The organism is Mycobacterium marinum (genome assembly GCF_003391395.1).
Lineage (GTDB): Bacteria > Actinomycetota > Actinomycetes > Mycobacteriales > Mycobacteriaceae > Mycobacterium > Mycobacterium marinum.
Map to the genome: position 1 here is coordinate 2,525,804 of NZ_CP024190.1, position 17,550 is coordinate 2,543,353.

13 protein-coding genes are annotated in these 17,550 nt (G+C 65.8%); 2 read left to right on the forward strand and 11 right to left on the reverse strand.

Annotation, left to right across the window (positions count from 1 at the left end; translation table 11 throughout):
• Window positions 1–2: 2 nt before the first annotated feature.
• Together CCUG20998_RS10735 and CCUG20998_RS10740 are read right to left on the reverse strand one after the other, a co-directional pair.
• On the reverse strand, window positions 3–2,942 hold the full coding sequence (locus CCUG20998_RS10735) for an aminotransferase (RefSeq protein ID WP_036455554.1): 2,940 nt from the start codon (window positions 2,940–2,942) through the stop codon (window positions 3–5).
• Entirely contained in the window at window positions 2,939–4,327 is a 1,389-nt protein-coding gene (locus CCUG20998_RS10740; protein WP_036455556.1) for an APC family permease, read from the reverse strand. The genes CCUG20998_RS10735 and CCUG20998_RS10740 overlap by 4 nt, the downstream gene beginning before the upstream one ends.
• 84 nt (window positions 4,328–4,411) lie before the next feature.
• On the opposite strand from CCUG20998_RS10740, the gene CCUG20998_RS10745 reads away from it, so the two are divergent.
• Window positions 4,412–5,287: a GntR family transcriptional regulator gene (locus tag CCUG20998_RS10745; protein WP_240642844.1), complete on the forward strand. Its 876-nt coding sequence runs from the start codon at window positions 4,412–4,414 to the stop codon at window positions 5,285–5,287.
• Window positions 5,288–5,320: 33 nt separating this feature from the next.
• Here the strand turns inward: CCUG20998_RS10745 and CCUG20998_RS10750 are convergent, their stop codons facing one another.
• Together CCUG20998_RS10750 and secG are read right to left on the reverse strand one after the other, a co-directional pair.
• A complete protein-coding gene (locus CCUG20998_RS10750; protein ID WP_020728582.1) occupies window positions 5,321–5,809 on the reverse strand; it encodes a hypothetical protein in 489 nt (162 codons plus the stop codon).
• 14 nt (window positions 5,810–5,823) lie between these two features.
• On the reverse strand, window positions 5,824–6,057 hold the full coding sequence (gene secG, locus CCUG20998_RS10755; protein ID WP_011739926.1) for a preprotein translocase subunit SecG: 234 nt from the start codon (window positions 6,055–6,057) through the stop codon (window positions 5,824–5,826).
• 69 nt (window positions 6,058–6,126) lie between these two features.
• On the opposite strand from secG, the gene ppc reads away from it, so the two are divergent.
• Window positions 6,127–8,934, forward strand: a complete 2,808-nt coding sequence (gene ppc, locus CCUG20998_RS10760; protein WP_036455557.1) for a phosphoenolpyruvate carboxylase — start codon at window positions 6,127–6,129, stop codon at window positions 8,932–8,934.
• A gap of 23 nt (window positions 8,935–8,957) precedes the next feature.
• Here the strand turns inward: ppc and CCUG20998_RS10765 are convergent, their stop codons facing one another.
• The 7 genes from CCUG20998_RS10765 to tkt all read right to left on the reverse strand — a co-directional run bounded on the left by CCUG20998_RS10765 (window position 8,958) and on the right by tkt (window position 17,308).
• Window positions 8,958–10,274, reverse strand: coding sequence for a PE family protein (locus tag CCUG20998_RS10765; RefSeq protein ID WP_103653762.1), 1,317 nt, complete (start codon window positions 10,272–10,274; stop codon window positions 8,958–8,960).
• A gap of 95 nt (window positions 10,275–10,369) precedes the next feature.
• Complete coding sequence (locus tag CCUG20998_RS10770; RefSeq protein ID WP_011739930.1) at window positions 10,370–10,768, reverse strand: hypothetical protein; 399 nt, start codon at window positions 10,766–10,768, stop codon at window positions 10,370–10,372.
• 49 nt (window positions 10,769–10,817) lie between these two features.
• Complete coding sequence (pgl, locus tag CCUG20998_RS10775; RefSeq protein ID WP_020728585.1) at window positions 10,818–11,561, reverse strand: 6-phosphogluconolactonase; 744 nt, start codon at window positions 11,559–11,561, stop codon at window positions 10,818–10,820.
• Window positions 11,558–12,469 carry a glucose-6-phosphate dehydrogenase assembly protein OpcA gene (gene opcA / locus CCUG20998_RS10780; protein WP_020728586.1) on the reverse strand — a complete coding sequence of 304 codons (912 nt, stop codon included), beginning with the start codon at window positions 12,467–12,469 and terminating at the stop codon, window positions 11,558–11,560. Before opcA ends, pgl begins: the two co-directional genes overlap by 4 nt.
• Before the next feature lie 49 nt (window positions 12,470–12,518).
• Window positions 12,519–14,072, reverse strand: coding sequence for a glucose-6-phosphate dehydrogenase (gene zwf, locus CCUG20998_RS10785; RefSeq protein ID WP_036455561.1), 1,554 nt, complete (start codon window positions 14,070–14,072; stop codon window positions 12,519–12,521).
• Complete coding sequence (gene tal, locus CCUG20998_RS10790; RefSeq protein WP_036455563.1) at window positions 14,069–15,190, reverse strand: transaldolase; 1,122 nt, start codon at window positions 15,188–15,190, stop codon at window positions 14,069–14,071. The genes zwf and tal overlap by 4 nt, the downstream gene beginning before the upstream one ends.
• A gap of 15 nt (window positions 15,191–15,205) precedes the next feature.
• A complete protein-coding gene (gene tkt / locus CCUG20998_RS10795) occupies window positions 15,206–17,308 on the reverse strand; it encodes a transketolase (RefSeq protein ID WP_020728589.1) in 2,103 nt (700 codons plus the stop codon).
• Window positions 17,309–17,550 lie beyond the last annotated feature (242 nt).

The window sequence follows — 17,550 nt, forward strand, 5'->3', positions numbered from 1 at the left end:
GCTCACCAACCCTCGGTGAGCACTCGGTCCAGCGTATCGGCGAAGTAGTCCGCCGCGGTCATGTCGATGCACAGCGGTGGCTTGGTCTTCAGAATGTTCATCCGCTCGCCGGTTGGTTGGATGATGACTCCGAGTTCGAGCATCCGGTCGCAGATGGCAGCGGTCTCTTCGGGCGCTGGCTCCAGTGTCTTGCGGTCGCGGACCATCTCGACGCCGATGTAGAGGCCGAAACCGTGGACGGTACCGATCAGCGGGTGTTTGGTGGCCAGCTTGCGTATCCGGGCGATCAGGTGACTGCCGACGGCCAGGGCATAGTGTTGTAGCCGTTCGCTTTTCAGGGCGTCGAGCACCGCGATCCCGATTGCGCTCGACAGCGGGCTGCCACCCGTGGACGAGAAGAAGTAGCCCTGCGAACGGAACCGCTGCGCGACGGCCTTGCTGGTGATGACGGCGCCGACGGGATGACCGTTGCCCGTCGCCTTGGCGATCGCCACGATATCGGGCACAACGCCTTGTTGCTCGAATCCCCAGAACCACTTGCCGAGCCTGCCGTACCCGACCTGGACCTCATCGGCGATGGTCAGGCCGCCCGCGGCACGAATGGCGGTGTATACCGCGTCCAGATATCCATCGGGAAGTGCCATCCCTCCGGCGCTGCCATAGACGGTTTCGGCGATAAATGCCGCGGGCGCACGGCCCGACTGCACCAGGTCCTCGATGGCGGCGACGGCGTCGTGGGCGTACTGGGACGCCCCGGCACCGCGGTACTTTCCGCGGAAACTGTTCGGGGACTCCACGGTGTGCACCCAGTCCGGGCGGGTGTTCAACGCGTTGGGGTTGTCCGCGGTCGACGTGGATACCGCGTCGGTGGCGTAGGTCCAGCCGTGATATGCCTCGCCGACCGCGACGACATCGCGCCGGCCGGTGGCCGCCATCGCCAGCCGCAATGCGAGGTCGCCGGCCTCCGAACCGGAGTTGACCAGGAATACGGTGTCGAGGGGATCCGGCAGCAGCTGGGTAAGTCGTTCGCAGAACTCGACCACCACCGCGTAGTTGAATCGCGAGTTGGTGTTGAGCCGCTCTAGTTGGCGCGCCGCCGCCGCGGCCACACCTGGGTGGGCATGTCCCAGAACGGTGACGTTGTTGACCATGTCCAGATAGCTTCGCCCCGCCGTGGACAGCAAGTAGTGCCGCCAGCCTCGTTCGATCTGAGGCGGGTCGTCGTAATAGTGCTCCTGCACTTCGGCGAATGTGGCGGCGCGCCGTTCCAGCACGTCGAGCCCATCAGAGGGGGCTGGCTCCAAGCCCAGCAGCGCGGCCGGATCTTCGGTGACGGCCAACCAGCCAGGTGCGTACTCGGGACGTACCGTGTGGGGCGCGGTGGGCGCGTCGGTCGGGCGTAGCGCGAGGTGGATGCGTTGGCCAAAGGGGGCTTTGGCCCAGGGCTGGCCCGCTTGGACCCGCTGGCCGCTAGTCGGCACCGGCTGTGCGCCGGTGAGCTGCAGCTCATGGGAGTCGGTGCGTAGGGTGATGGCCCCGGTGCTGGCGACGACGTCCCCGGCCCACGGGGCAACGAGCTCCGTGTCTTCGCGTAGCCAGAAATCGATGCCGGTGGCGATGGTGGGGCTGCTTCGTGGGTGCAACGGTGCGATGTAATCCGCGCGGGTGGCCGCGTAGCGCGTCGCTGCGGCGAGTGCGTTGGACGAAAGTGCGGAGTCTGCCAGCTCGTGGGCGAGGGCGCCATCGAGCCAGGCGCCCCGGTTCGCGTCGTCGGACTCCACGGAAAAGTCCAATCTCACAATGGACTTTGGGTCGATATCGATGATCGGTCGGTGCGGTTTGGGGAGCGGGTGGTGCTGCGGTTGCGCGATGCCGAGCCGGTCGTGGATGAGGCCGGTCAGCACCGGGGCCGGCACCAGCAGAGCCTGGTCGAGGATGACCCGTTCGCGTTGGACGGTGTTGGCGGCGTATTCGTTGCCGGGGTCGATGGCGATCTGTTGCAGGTCGCTGACCAGTAGCACGGCAGCCCGCGCGATCACCATGGGCCACAGCGCTTCGATCTCGTCGCCGCTGAGGGGACGAATGGCGTGGAAGGCGGCGACGACCGGAAGAATGGTGGCCGGCTCGGCGCCCGCGTGGTACAGGCAGGAGGCCACGGTGGTGGCAAGCTCGGCGATCGCCCAGGTCTTGGTCAGGTCGCCGAAGTCGATGACGCCATCGGGGTGGCGGCGACCGTCGCTGCCCGGGGACCCCACCATGTTGGTGTCGGCGATATCGAGATGAACGGCCTGTCGCGGCAGTTGTGGGTCAAGGCGCTGCAGGCTGTTGACCGCCGTGGCGGTGGCGACCGCTAGGCGGTGAGCCTCCGCGGGTTCGGCTACATGCCCGATGAGGGCATCGACGGACTCGCTCGCGAAGCGTGGATCCCACTGCAGCACGCGATCCAACCCAGGATGCTCGAATGAGGCAAGCGCCCGGCTGACACGACCCGTCACATTGCCCATCCCGGCGAGAATCTTCGGTGCGAGGTATCCGGACTGCGACATGGCGCCGCCCGGTAGGAAGGTCAGCAGGCGGGCCACTCCCAGCATTTCCTGCCCGATCGACATGGGAGCGTGGCGCTGGCCCCGGCGGTCCGGGATGGCGCGGGGGAGTCGTAGTGCGCTGTCGCGTTCGGCCACCCATTCAACGGCTTCGACCTGGGCGTCGATCTCTTCGGTGCTGAACACCGCGTTGGCCACCTTGAGCACCCCGACGGTGTTGCCGTGGGGATCTGTCATCAAGAAGTTGGCGTCCTGCTGGCTTCCCAGACTCCTGGCGCGAGCGCTGATTCCGTAGTTCTCGACGACAAACTTCTCGGCATCGCGTTCGCTGACCGGCGGCCCCGGCAGTTCCGGGTGCGCGAAGAAGTCGAAGCCCGTCGGGGCTTTCACGGGTTTCACTGCAGGGTCCCTTCTTTGGTGAGAGCAATTTCGGTCTGGATGGGCGCGGCGTCGGCGTCGAAATCCACCGCCGGTGCTGGCTCGCGAAATCCGCGCGTCAGTACGGCCAGGTAGGTGGTTCCGATCCCGAGCCAGGCAAACCCGATGGCAAAGGCACCGACGGACAGGCTGGTCCAAAGCCAGCCCGTGAGGACCACACCGACGGCAGGCATCGCCGCGTACAGCGCCCAGCTCCGCCAGCCGCGCCGGCGCTGATCGATCAGGAAGTGCTTGGTGACCGCGAGATGCACCAGGGTGAAGGCGGCCAATGCGCCGAAACTAACGATCGACGCCATCGTCTCGAGGTCCGCGATCAGCGCCAGCGTGGAGACTGCCGAGACGACCAGCGCCGCTCCGATCGGGGTGCGGAATCGTCGGCTGATCCGGCCAAACACCGCACGGGGCAACACACCGTCGCGTCCCATGGCGTAGAGGATGCGGGTGACGCTGACTTGCGATGACAGCGCGGCGGCGCTGCAGGCGCACATGTAGGCGATGATAAAAAATGTTTGTAGCGAATGGCCGCCGGCGGAAACGACTATCTGCAATGCGGCCGAGTTTGGCGTGGTGATTGCGCGGTAGTCCGGCTCGACCAGGGTGGCACAGTAGGAGACTGACAAGAAGGTCGCACCGCCGATGAGCACCGTGAGGATGATCGCCAGCGGAACCGTGCGGCGCGGGTTGCGCGCCTCCTCAGCCATCGTCGACACCGCGTCGAACCCGACGAAGCTCAAGGCGACGACGGCCGCCCCGCCGAGGATGTCTCCGCCGCGGAATCCGGCGCTGTAGAGCGGCTGTAGCAGCGACGCGTCCGGGTGGTCGCGCAGGTACAGCAGCGACACCGTGATGAAAACGAGGACGCACGCCAGCTGCAAACCGACGAGCGCGAAGTTGAGGCGGTTCATGATGACGACGCCGACAATGTTGACGGTGGTGACCAAGGCGATTGCGGCCAAGCAGAAGACGGGCGCCGGGACGGCGGGGAACTGCGCGTTGAGGTAGATCCCGATCAATAGGTAGTTGACCAGGGGCAACAGCAGGTAGTCGAGCATCAATGCCCAGCCGGTCAGAAAGCCGACGTTGCCGCCGAAGGAGCGGCGCGCGAAAGTGTAGGCGCTCCCGGCGCTGGGGTAGGCGTGGACGAGCACGGCGTAGCTTGCGGCGGTGAACAGCATCGCAACAAATGTCACGACGTAGGCGGTCGGCACGTGGCCGTGCGTCGTTTGGCTGACGACGCCGAATGTGTCGAACATGGCGAGCGGGTCGATGTAGGCCAAGCCGAATGCAACCAGCCCGGCCACGCCCAACGCCCGGCGCAGCCGTGGTTCGCCTGTGGGCTGACTCACGATGGCACCGGTCTGATCAACTGCGTCGAACCGTCTTGCATGCTTGGCCTCCCACCTAGAGGTGTGTAGATTTGCGAGGAAAGATTGATCACCAATGTCACAATGACACGATTCGTCGGTAGACGATACGCGCCGATCTCGGTAAGCGCGAACCGAAGACTTCGGCCGGCCGCCGGGCGCGTGCTCATTGGCGGTGTAAACCGTCGTGGTAACAATGTTTTGAAACGACGAATGCTCGAGGAAGAAGCGGTGGTGATCCCAAGGGCGGATAGTCCAGATCAGACGTGCGGGCGGTTACCGGCGCGCGGCACCATCGGCGAACAGGTCGCGGATCTGATCCAGGAGTCGATCCTGTCCGGCGAGGCAAAGCGCGGTGCGCCGCTGCGCGAAGAATTGATTGCCGACCGGTATCAGGTGTCTCGTCGCACGGTTCGAGATGCGCTTCGGGTATTGGAGTCCAACGGGCTGGTTCGCCATCAGCGGCACAAGGGCTCGACCGTGGTCGACTTCAGTGCTGAAGACATCACCGATATGTACCGGTCGCGCGAGGTCCTCGAACTCGATGCCGCAAAACGGTGGTGTAGGGCAGGCGCGGTGGATTCCGGGTACCGGTTCCACCGCCTGACCGAGGCGCTCGGCCGGCTGGAGCAGGCCTCGCGGGGGACCGATTCCGGGCTGATCGTCAAGTCTGACCTTGACTTCCACGCGGCAATCATCGGCCTCCTCGACAGCCCGCGCGTGGATCGCTTTTTTGCGGCGATCGAGGCCGAGATGCTCTATGCGCTGGCCATTCTCGAGGCCAGCGAGGGCGAGTACAAGACCGATGCGGCAAAGGCATTCGGCGAGCACAAGGCAATGTATGAGGCGCTTCGCGACCGCGACGAGCAACGATCGACGCAGCTCATCTCCGAACATCTTCGGATCAACCGCGACGTCCTGATCCGGATCGTCGCCAGCTGACTGCAGCGGCTGCAGTGCTGCGGGTCCGCTGAGTCAGGCCAGAAACAACGCCACGATGATCGGCAGTACGAACACCAAGGCCGCGACGATCGTGAGCACGGCGATGGTGATTCCGACGCCGTTGTAGCTTTGCGGCGGGGTGCCCAGCGACCCGGCGCTGTACCCCCAAACCGGCGCCTTGTACTCCAATTCGGCCAGCTGCCCAGGGTAGACATCCACCAGGGTGTCCGCCGGCCCGATCTGCGACGGCAACCAGTAGGGCACATGCACGTGCACCCGGTGCCGTCCCGGTTGCACGGGCACCACCGTGCGACCCCAACCGGCAACCGGTACCTGGAAGCCATTGATGAAAATCTTGGGCTTGAACAGCGCCAACATGAACCCCAGCGGGAAGTACTGAGTCGTTACCGCGATTCCGCCGGAACCCGGGCTCGGCTGGACGTAGCCGTGCGGTGCGGGCGGATAAGCCTGATGTGGGGGGCGATCATGCGGGTACGGCGCCGGTTGGTGGGGATAGCTCACCGAGGTGTGCCGCGTCAGCGGTACTTGATCAGCAATGCCACGCCGACGATCGATACCAGCCAGATCCCGGTGATGAACAGGGTCAACCGGTCGAGATTCTTCTCCACCACGGTGGACCCGGACAGCGAGGACTGCACACCGCCGCCGAACAGCGTTGACAGGCCGCCACCCTTCGCGCGGTGCAGCAGCACCAGCAACACCACCAGCACACTGGTGATCACCAAGGTGATCTGCAGGGCCAACTCCATGACCAGCAGCCTACCGAACAACCGATCGACAACAGGCGCCGGGCGAGTTGGTCCTTGATACTGGGACACATGGTTGAGGTGTCCGATACCGCACTCGAGCCCATTGGCGACGTCCACCGGACCCGGATTGGCCGCGAGGCTACCGAACCAATGCGAGCCGACATCAGACTGCTGGGCGCCATCCTCGGGGATACCGTGCGTGAGCAAAATGGTGACGAGGTCTTCGAGTTGGTGGAGCGGGCGCGGGTGGAGGCCTTTCGGGTGCGGCACTCCGAGATCGACCGCGCCGAGATGGCGCGCATGTTCGAGGGCATCGACATCCACCACGCCATCCCGATCATCCGCGCGTTCAGTCACTTCGCGTTGCTGGCCAATGTGGCCGAAGACATCCACCGGGAGCGCCGTCGCAGCATTCACGTCGCCGCCGGTGAGCCGCCGCAGGACAGCAGTCTGGCCGCCACGTATATGAAACTTGACGCGGCCCAGTTGGATTCGGCAACCATCGCCGAAGCGCTGAAGGGCGCACTAGTGTCTCCGGTCATCACCGCCCATCCGACCGAGACCCGGCGGCGCACCATTTTCGAGACCCAGCACCGGATCACCCAGTTGATGCGGTTGCACGCGGAAGGACACACCGAAACCGACGACGGGCGCGGCATCGAAGTCGAATTGCGTCGGCAGGTCTTGAGGCTGTGGCAGACCGCGCTGATCCGGCTGTTTCGGTTACAGATCTCCGACGAGATCGAGGTCGGGTTGCGGTACTACCCGGCGGCGCTCTTCGAGGTGATTCCGCAGGTGAACGCCGAGGTGCGGGATGCGTTGCGAGCCCGCTGGCCCGATGCCGACCTGCTTTCCGAACCCATTTTGCGGCCGGGCTCGTGGATCGGCGGGGACCGGGACGGAAACCCGAACGTCACCGCCGAGGTGGTTCGGCTGGCCACCGGCAGTGCCGCTTTCACCGCGCTGGCGCACTACCTGGCCGAACTGACGGCACTCGCGCAGGAGCTTTCGATGTCGGCGCGACTGATCACCGTCACCCCCGAATTGGCCACGCTGGCCGATGCCTGTCCGGCGGGTGCCCGCCCCGACGAGCCGTACCGGCGCGCCTTGCAGGTCGTGCGCGGCCGGCTCAGCGCCACCGCGGCCGAAATCCTGGACCAGCAACCGCAGCACACGCTGGAGTTGGGCTTGCCGCCATATGCCACCGCGGCCGAGCTGCGGGCCGATCTGGACACCATCGATGCCTCACTGCATAACCACGGCGCCGGGTTGTTGGCCGACGACCGGCTGGCCCGGCTGCGTGAAGCGGTGCGGGTCTTCGGATTTCATCTCTCCGGCCTGGACATGCGACAGAACTCCGACGTCCACGAGCAGGTGGTCGGAGAGCTGCTCGCGTGGGCGGGCGTGCACCCGGACTACACCTCGCTGGCCGAAGGGGAGCGGGTCGAGCTGTTGGCGGCCGAACTGAGCACCCGCCGGCCGCTGATCCGCGATGGTGCGCAGCTTTCCGATTTGGCTCGCAGCGAACTGGGCGTTCTGGCGGCCGCCGCCCACGCCGTCTGGACCTTTGGTCCCGCCGCGGTGCCCAACTACATCATCTCGATGTGCCGGTCGGTATCGGACATGCTGGAAGCCGCGGTCCTGCTCAAAGAGGTCGGCCTACTGGACGCTTCCGAGTCGGAACCCTATTGCCCGGTGGGTATCTCGCCGCTGTTCGAGACGATCGAGGACCTGCACAACGGGGCGGCCATTCTGCAGGCGATGTTGGATCTTCCGCTCTATCGCGCTTTGGTGACGGCCCGGGGCGGTTGCCAGGAGGTGATGCTCGGCTACTCGGACTCGAACAAGGACGGCGGGTATCTGGCCGCCAACTGGGCGGTGTATAGAGCCGAACTCGCGCTGGTGGAGACGGCGCGCAAGACCGGAATCCGGCTGCGGCTCTTCCATGGGCGTGGCGGCACGGTCGGCCGCGGTGGCGGACCCAGCTACCAGGCCATCCTGGCGCAGCCGCCGGGTGCGGTAAGCGGATCGTTGCGGCTCACCGAACAGGGTGAAGTGATCGCCGCCAAGTACGCCGAACCGCAGATGGCCCGACGCAATCTGGAGAGCCTGCTGGCCGCCACCCTGGAGTCGACGCTGCTGGACGTCGAGGGGTTGGGCGATACGGCGGCGCCGGCCTATGCGGTGCTCGACGAGGTGGCGGCATTGGCGCAACGTGCCTACGCCGAATTGGTGCACGAGACACCGGGTTTCGTCGAGTACTTCAAGGCTTCCACCCCAGTCAGCGAAATCGGGGCGCTGAACATCGGCAGCCGGCCGACCTCGCGCAAACCCACCGCTTCCATCGCCGACCTGCGGGCCATCCCGTGGGTGCTGGCTTGGAGCCAGTCGCGGGTGATGCTGCCCGGCTGGTACGGCACGGGCTCGGCATTCGAGCAATGGCTAGCGGCGGGTCCCGAAAGTGAGGCCGACCGGCTGCAGGTGCTGCACGACCTGTATCAGCGGTGGCCGTTTTTCCGCAGCGTGCTGTCCAACATGGCGCAGGTGATGGCCAAGAGCGACCTGGAACTGGCGGCCCGCTACTCCGAACTGGTGGCCGACGAAACGCTGCGGCGCCGGGTGTTCGACAAAATCGCCGACGAGCACCACCGCACCATCGCCATGTACAAGCGAATCACCGGACAAGACGACTTGCTTGCCGACAACCCGGCCCTGGCGCGCTCGGTGTTCAACCGGTTCCCCTACTTGGAACCGCTCAACCACCTTCAAGTCGAACTGCTCCGCCGTTACCGCAGCGGTGAGGACGACGAATCCGTGCAGCGCGGCATTCTGCTGACGATGAATGGGCTGGCCAGCGCGCTAAGAAACAGCGGCTGATCGCGGCTGGCCGCCCTGGACGGCTACCCGTGCATCCCGGGTGTGCCGAAGAGCAGTCCGCCGGTGCCGCCGTTGCCGCCGGTTCCGTCCGGTAAGCCGGTGCCACCGGCTCCGCCATTGCCCCCGTTCCCGATCAGCAGCGCGCTACCGCCGTCGCCGCCACCGCCACCCGCGCCGCGGCTGCTGTGGGGGCCAACGGACAAGCCGCCATCTCCGCCACCGCCGCCGTCGCCGGCGCTGCCGAGCAGGCGACCGCCGGTGCCGCCGGCTCCGCCGTTGCCGCCGTTGCCGCCGTCGGCATTGCCGCTGGACTGGCCACCGGAGCCCGCGGTGCCGCCGTGGCCACCTTCGCCGGCAATGCCGCCGTTGCCGACCAGCCAGCCGCCATTGCCGCCCGCGCCTGCATCGCCCCCGGCGCCGCCGTCGCCGCCGATGCCGCCGATGCCCAAGCCCTGACCGCCCGTGCCGCCTTTGCCGCCAGCACCGCCCGCCCCGCCGTCGCCGTACATCCACCCGCCGTCACCACCGGCGCCGCCGCTGCCCCCGATCCCGCCGAGGCTAGCGGTCGCGCCTGACGACCCGCCTTTGCCGCCGACACCACCGGAGCCGCCGTCGCCGCCGCTGCCGCATAGCCCGGTTCCGCCGCCGCTGCCGCCGTTGCCGCCCGCGCCGGCGCTTTGGCCGCCAGGGCTGGTGCCGCCAGCGCCGGCACCGCCGTCGCCGCCGTCGCCGCCACTGCCGAAGAGAGAGCCGCCGCGCCCGCCGATGCCGCCGGCTCCGCCGTTGGCGCCGGTGCCTGTGGCCGGGCTGTAGCCGGCGCCGCCGGCTCCGCCGTTGCCGATCAGTCCGGCGTTGCCGCCGTTGCCGCCGGCCGGGTGGGTGGCGTCGCCGGTTCCGCCGTTGCCGCCGTTGCCCCACAGCAGTCCGCCGTCGGCGCCGTTTTGGCCGGGCGCCCCGTTGGCGCCGTTGCCGATCAGGGGGCGGCCCAGCAGGGTTTGGGTGGGTGCGTTGATCGCGGCGAGTAGTTGCTGTTCGAGGGCTTGTAGTGGGTTGGCGTTGGCGGCTTCGGCGGCCGTGTAGGAGTTTGCGCTGCCGGTGAGGGCCTGCAGGAACTGCTGGTGAAAGCTGGCCACCTGGGTGCTGAGGTGTTGGTAGTCGCGGGCGTAGCCGCAGAACAGGGTTGCGATGGCCCCCGAGACCTCGTCGGTGCCGGCGGCCAGCACCGTGGTGGTCGGGGGCGCCGCGGCCGCGTTGGCCGCACCCAGTGACGAACCGATTCCCGCTATGTTCGCTGCCGCCGCGGTCAACGCCTCCGGGGCCACCGCTAGTGCTGCCGACATCGCCGCAGTGTATGCGGTTTTTCCCGGCCAAATGCCGAATTGTCGTGACCGGTCCGCACTAATTTGCCGGAACGGCCCAAACCTGGACGGTCGTTCTAGTACGCTGTTCTATTCCGCAGCTTGTCCAGGAATCCACGAACGGTGTGCTCGGTGATCGACAGCGGGGACATCACCGTTTCACCCAGGCTGACGATGTAGTCGATCCGATCGACGATGGCCTCCACCGGTTCCACCAGCACGATGAGGCGCTTGGCCAGCTCGTCCAGGCTGGACAGCGTGCCCTCCAGGTGATCCAGGCCGCCCTCCAGGCGTTCGACCGTGGCGTTGAGGGCCGATAACGAGCTGTTCAGCTCGTTCATGGTCTTACCCAATCCGTCGAGTACGTCTTCGACCTGTTCCACCGTCTTGTCGGCGTTCAACGCCGCCTGGGTAAGGGTCTTCATCCGCTGTCGAGCTGGCGTCGGGCGGCCGCCTCTGTCTGCCATAACGGTCATTATCACCCCTTGACAAGGGATAACTCACCGTGCGGCGACAGCCCTGATGCTAGCCAGGCAGCCTGGCCGCGGCATCGCGGTCCAGCAGCCAGCGCGTGCTTTCGCGCCCGATGGCACCCGCCGCCGGCAACAACACCGGGTCCGCACCGCCGATGGCAGCGGCCACCGCCTCCGCTTTGGTCCCACCGGAAACCATCAACCAGACTTCGCGTGAACGCTGAATTGCCGGAAGCGTCAGGGTGATTCGTTGTGGCGGTGGTTTGGGGGAGTCGCCGACCGGGACCACCAGACGGGTGGTCTCACGTACGGCCTGAGTGCCCGGGAAAAGCGAATTGATATGGCCCTCTGGCCCCATGCCCAAAAGGTGCACATCGAAGTCCGGCGCCCGGTTTCCGGGGACTGCACTGGCCGCCAGTACCTGTTCGTAGGCCAGGGCCGCGGCGTCCAGGTCGGCGCCGAACTCGCCGTCGCTGGCGGCCATCGGGTGCACCTGGCTCGCCGGTATGTCAACGTGATCGAGCAATGCCTCGCGCGCCTGCTTGTCGTTGCGCTCGTCGTCATCCTCGGGAACGTAGCGGTCGTCGCCCCAGAACAGATGAACCTTGGACCAGTCGATCTGCGAGCCTTGACTGCCCAGATACCGCAGCAGCCCAATACCGTTGCCGCCGCCGGTCAGCACGATCAGGGCTTGTCCACGCTCGGCTACCGCGCTGCCGATGGTCTGGATCAGGCGTTGTCCAGCGGCTCCGATCAGCATGTCGCTGTCAGGGAAGATCTCGACGTCCAGGCTCACACGTATTGCACTTTCTTGATGCCCTCCAGGGCGGCGAAGTAGATCTCGTCGGCGTCGAGCCGGCGCAGATCTTCGGCCAGACATTCCCCGACGACCCTGCGCGCCAACGGAACCAGGGCATCGGGCTTGGCGGTGCGGCTCAGGGTTGCGGTGATCCCTTCTTGCGGCCGGCTGAGCACGATGTTTTCGCTGGGGCGCTCCAACTCCACTCGGAGCTCGCCCACCGCGCGGCGCACCGGACCGTCGATCCGGCTGGCCAGCCAGCCGGCCAGGATGTCGAGCGCCGGCTCGGTCCGCAATCCGGAAACCAGCGCGGACACGATCGGCTCGTGCGGCGGCTGATCGACGGCCGAGGTCAACAGCGCCCGCCAATAGGTGATCCGACTCCAGGCCAGATCGGTGTCGCCCGCGGTGTATCCGGGCAACCGGCTCTTGATCGCCGACAGTGGGTCGATCCCGTTGGTCGCATCGGTGATGCGCCGAATCGCCAACTTGCCCAGTGGATCTTGCGCGGGCACGGCCGGGGCGATGTCAGGCCACCAGGCAACCACCGGGATGTCGGGCAGCAGGAACGGGATGACGACGCTTTCGGCATGGCCGGCCAGCGGCCCGGACAGCCGCAGCACCACGACCTCGCCGGACCCGGCGTCCCCACCCGCGCGCAATTGTGCGTCCAGACGCGGTTCGTCGGCGTATGGGTCGCCTCTCATCGTCACGATGATGCGGCTGGGATGCTCATGGCTGGCATCGTTGGCCGCGTCGATGGACTCTTCGACCATGGTCTCGCTGTCCGGCACGATGATCAGCGTCAAGACCCGCCCCATCGTGACGGCACCGATTTTTTCGCGAAGCTCATCGAGCTTCTTGTTGACCGCGGTGGTGGTGGTGTCGGGCAGGTCGACGATCATCTGCGCCGCTCCTTCTCATCGCTTCGCTCTGCATCGTCGCTGGCGCGGATCACGGCCGTCGCCATTCCCGGCCGGTGCGTCGCAGCATCTCGAATGCCGATTCCGGGCCCCAGGTGCCGGCTTCGTAGGGGTCGGGCTTGCCGCTGGAAGCCCAATTGTCCAGTGCCGGATCCAGGATCTCCCAGGCCAATTCGACCTCCGCGTTGACCGGGAAAAGGGACGGTTCGCCGAGCAGCACATCAAGGATCAGCCGTTCGTAGGCCTCCGGCGAGTCCTCGGCGAACGCTGAACCATAGGAGAAGTCCATATTGACGTCGCGGACTTCCATCGCGCTTCCCGGCACCTTCGAACCGAACCGCAGCGTCATTCCCTCATCCGGCTGCACGCGGATCACCAGCGCGTTGGTGCCCAACTCGTCGGTCATGGTGGCATCGAACGGTAGATGCGGAGCCCGCTTGAATACCAGTGCGATCTCGGTTACCCTGCGGCCCAGCCGTTTTCCGGTGCGAAGATAGAACGGAACGCCGGCCCAGCGGCGACTGTTCACCTCGAGCGTGATGGCGGCGAAGGTCTCGGTGGTCGAGGTCTTGGAAAACCCCTCCTCGTCGAGCAAACCGACCACCTTCTCGCCGCCCTGCCAACCGGCCGTGTATTGGCCGCGGCTGGTGGTCTCGTCGAGCGGCTCGGCAAGTTGAGTGGCGGAGAGCACCTTGATTTTCTCGGTCTGCAGGGCGATCGGATTGAAGCTGACCGGTTCTTCCATTGCGGTCAGCGCCAACAACTGCATCAGGTGGTTCTGAATGACATCGCGGGCGGCGCCGATGCCGTCGTAGTAACCGGCGCGTCCGCCCAGTCCGATGTCCTCGGCCATGGTGATTTGCACGTGGTCGACGTAGTGCGCGTTCCAGATCGGATCAAACAGCTGGTTGGCGAACCGCAGCGCCAAGATGTTCTGAACCGTCTCCTTGCCCAGGTAGTGGTCGATGCGGAAGACCGATTCCTCCGGGAACACCGCATTGACCGCCCTGTTCAGGTCGCGCGCGCTTTGCAGATCGTGGCCGAACGGCTTTTCGATGACGACCCGGCTCCACCTGTCGCCCTGTGGGCGCGCCAGCCCGGATTTGTGCAGTTGGCCGCAGACCACGGGAAAGGACTTGGGCGGAATCGCGAGGTAAAAGGCGTGATTGCCGCCGGTGCCGCGCTCGGTGTCGAGCTTCTCCAAGGTCTCGGCCAACCGGCCGAACGCTTCGTCGTCGTCGAAAGATCCTGAGACGAAACGGAATCCCTCGGCCAGCCGGTCCCAGTTTGCCTGCCGGAACGGGGTTCGGCAGTGCTCCTTGACCGCTTGGTAGACCACCTGGCCGAAATCTTCGGTATCCCAGTCCCGGCGGGCGAAGCCGACCAGTGCAAACGTGGGTGGTAGCAGCCCGCGGTTGGCCAGATCGTAGATGGCCGGCATCACCTTCTTGCGGGCCAGGTCGCCGGTGACACCGAAAATCACCATGCCGCAAGTGCCGGCGATGCGAGGCAGACGCTTATCCAGCTTGTCGCGCAATGGGTTCTGCCATTGCGCGACCCCGGGCTCAGAGTGGGGCGGGCTCATTTGGCGAGCGCGTCGAGCTGCGCCTGCGTTGCATCAAGCAGCTCTTTCCACGACGCCTCGAACTTCTCCACGCCTTCGCTCTCCAACACGTCAAACACGTCGGACAGATCGATGCCGATCGCCTCGAGCTTGTCGAATATCTGTTGGGCATCGCCGGCAGTGCCAGTGATCGAGTCTCCCTTGACCACACCATGATCGGCGACGGCGTCGAGGGTCTTCTCCGGCATCGTGTTGACCGTGTGCGGTGCAACCAACTCGGTGACATAGAGCGTGTCGGAGTAGTCGGGGTTCTTCACGCCGGTGGACGCCCACAGGGGGCGCTGAACCCGGGCACCACGTTCCTCGAGCGCTTGGTAGCGCGCATCGCCTTCGAACACCTCTTGGTAGGCCGCGTAGGCGAGTCGGGCGTTGGCAACACCGGCCTGACCGCGCAACGCGAGAGCCTCCGCGGAGCCGATCTGTTCCAGTCGGTTATCGATTTCGGTATCCACGCGGGAGACGAAAAACGATGCCACCGAATGAATCTTGGATAGATCGTGTCCGGCTTGGGCGGCCTTCTCCATGCCGGTCAAGTAGGCATCCATCACCCCGCGGTGGCGGTCGACGGAGAAGATGAGCGTGACGTTGACCGAGATCCCTTCGGCCAGAACGGCGGCAATAGCAGGCAAGCCGGCCTTGGTCGCCGGGATCTTGATGAGCAAGTTGGGCCGGTCAACGATCTTCCACAGCTCGACAGCCTGCTGGATTGTCTTGTCGGTCTCGTGCGCCAGCCGCGGGTCGACCTCGATCGACACCCGCCCGTCGACCCCCCCGGAAGCCTCCCACCGGGGGGCCAGCACATCGCAGGCGTTGCGTACGTCGTCGGTGGTGACGGTGCGGATGGTGGCGTCGACATCGGCGCCGCGCTCGGCGAGCTCGGCAACCTGGGCGTCGTAGTCGTGTCCTTCGGACAACGCCTTCTGGAAGATGGACGGGTTGGTGGTGACGCCGACGACACTCTTGGTGTCGATCAGCTCTTGCAGGTTGCCGGAGCGCAACCGGTCGCGGGACAAGTCATCGAGCCACACTGATACGCCCGCGGCACTGAGTGCGGCGAGGTTTGGGTTCTGACTGGCCATCTGAACCACCCTTTCTCAATTTTCCAATGCTCGTTCCGCGGCAGCGGCAACAGCTTCGGCGGTAAAGCCGTACTCGCGGAACAATGTCTTGTAGTCGGCCGACTCTCCGTAGTGCTCGATTGAAACGATTTCGCCGGTGTCACCGACCAGCTTGTGCCAGCACTGTGCGATGCCGGCCTCGACGGCCACTCGGGCCGAAACCGAGGGCGGCAGCACACTGTCGCGGTATTCCTCAGGCTGGGACTCAAACCACTCCACGCACGGCATCGATACCACTCGCGCGATGATGTCGTTATCCGCCAACAACTTCCGTGCTTCGACCGCAAGCTGCACCTCGGAACCGGTGGCGATCAAAACGACGTCGGGGCCTTCGGACGAGTCACCATCGGCGCCATCGCTGAGCACGTAGCCGCCGCGGGCAACGCCCTCGGCGTTGGTGCCCGCTAGCACCGGCAGTCCCTGCCGGGTCAGGATCAGCCCGACCGGACCGCTGGTGGCGCCCCGGGCCAGGATCGTGCTCCAGGCGTACGCCGTCTCATTGGCGTCGGCCGGGCGCACCACCGAGAGCCGGGGGATCGCGCGCAGCGCCGAAAGGTGCTCGATCGGCTGGTGGGTCGGGCCGTCTTCACCAAGTCCGATCGAATCGTGGGTCCAGACGTAGATGGGGTCGATGTCCATCAGTGCCGCCAGCCGCACTGCCGGGCGCATGTAATCGGAGAACTGCAGGAACGTGCCGCCGTAGGCGCGGGTGGGTCCGTGTAGCGCGATCCCGGAGAGGATGGCACCCATCGCGTGCTCGCGAACACCGAAGTGCAGCGTGCGGCCGTACCAGTGCGCGGTGTAGTCATCGGTAGAGATCGCTGGCGGGCCGAACGAGTCCGCGCCCTTGATGGTGGTGTTGTTGCTGCCGGCAAGGTCAGCCGAACCGCCCCACAACTCGGGGAGTTTGGGTCCGATCGCGGCCAGCACCTGTCCGGACGCTGCCCGGGTGGCCAGCGCTTTGGAACCGGGCTCCCAGCGCGGCATGTCGGCATCCCAGCCGTCGGGCAGCTGCTGGGCCGTCAGACGGTCTAGCAAGGCCTTGCGCTGCGGTTCTCGCTGTGCCCAAGCCTCAAAGTCGGCCTGCCAGCTTTCGTGCGCCTCCTTGCCGCGCGCCACCAACCCGCGGGTGTGGGTGATGACGTCTTCGCGCACTTCGAACGTCTTGTTGGGATCGAATCCGAGGACTGTCTTGACGGCCGCCACTTCCTCGTCGCCAAGCGCCGCACCATGCACCTTGCCCGTGTTCATCATGTTCGGCGCCGGGTAGCCGATGATGGTGCGCAGCGAGATGAACGATGGCCGATCGGTGACTGCCTTCGCGTTGGCGATCGCCTCCTCGATGCCGGTGACGTTTTCGCCGCCCTCCACCTCTTGCACGTGCCAGCCGTAGGCGCGGTAGCGAGCAGCGGTGTCTTCGCACAGTGCGATGTTGGTGTCGTCCTCGATCGAGATCTTGTTGTGGTCGTAGAAGACGATGAGGTTGCCGAGCTGCTGAACGGCCGCAAGGGACGACGCCTCGGAGGTGACTCCTTCTTCGATGTCACCGTCGGAGGCGATCACGTAAATGTGATGGTCGAAGGGGCTGGTTCCGGGTTCGGCGTCGGGGTCGAACAGGCCACGCTCATAGCGCGCCGCCATCGCCATGCCCACCGCTGAGGCCAGGCCCTGGCCCAGCGGACCGGTGGTGATCTCCACCCCGGCGGTGTGGCGGAACTCGGGATGGCCGGGAGTCTTGGATCCCCAGGTGCGCAGCGACTCGATGTCGGACAATTCAAGTCCGAAGCCGCCCAGGTAGAGCTGTATGTAGAGGGTCAGGCTGCTGTGCCCGCAGGACAGGACGAACCGGTCCCGGCCCAACCAAGTGGTGTCGCTGGGGTCGTGGCGCATCGCGCGCTGAAACAACGTGTAGGCCAGCGGGGCCAGGCTCATCGCCGTTCCCGGGTGCCCATTGCCGACCTTTTGCACGGCGTCGGCTGCCAGCACTCGGGCCGTGTCAACCGCAGCCGAATCGATCTCGGTCCAGTCGTCGGGATGGCGCGGTTGGGTGAGCGCAGAGATCTCTTCGAGAGTGGTCACAAATACAGTCCTCAGTTCTCAGGGTCATCAAACTGATCAACCCCACCCTAGTGTGGGATTGCAGGTGGTTGCAGGCCTCGATCCGGAGTACCCATCGGGCCTGTCGGGAAAAGCTCGGATAAGCACAGTGAAAATATCCTGCCGGCCACACCGGCGTTACAGACAGTGCCGTTCTGGCGGGGAAATTACTGTGAATCGACCCTGAGGCAGTGCTGCTGTGGTGGTGCCGTCTACCATCGTGC

Excerpts from the sequence above, each read along its gene's own strand:
- secG (WP_011739926.1), bottom strand. The coding sequence starts at position 6,057 with ATGGAGTTGGCCCTGCAGATCACCTTGGTGATCACCAGTGTGCTGGTG.
- ppc (WP_036455557.1), top strand. The coding sequence starts at position 6,127 with ATGGTTGAGGTGTCCGATACCGCACTCGAGCCCATTGGCGACGTCCAC.
- CCUG20998_RS10765 (WP_103653762.1), bottom strand. The coding sequence starts at position 10,274 with ATGTCGGCAGCACTAGCGGTGGCCCCGGAGGCGTTGACCGCGGCGGCA.
- CCUG20998_RS10770 (WP_011739930.1), bottom strand. The coding sequence starts at position 10,768 with ATGACCGTTATGGCAGACAGAGGCGGCCGCCCGACGCCAGCTCGACAG.
- opcA (WP_020728586.1), bottom strand. The coding sequence starts at position 12,469 with ATGATCGTCGACCTGCCCGACACCACCACCACCGCGGTCAACAAGAAG.
- zwf (WP_036455561.1), bottom strand. The coding sequence starts at position 14,072 with ATGAGCCCGCCCCACTCTGAGCCCGGGGTCGCGCAATGGCAGAACCCA.
- tal (WP_036455563.1), bottom strand. The coding sequence starts at position 15,190 with ATGGCCAGTCAGAACCCAAACCTCGCCGCACTCAGTGCCGCGGGCGTA.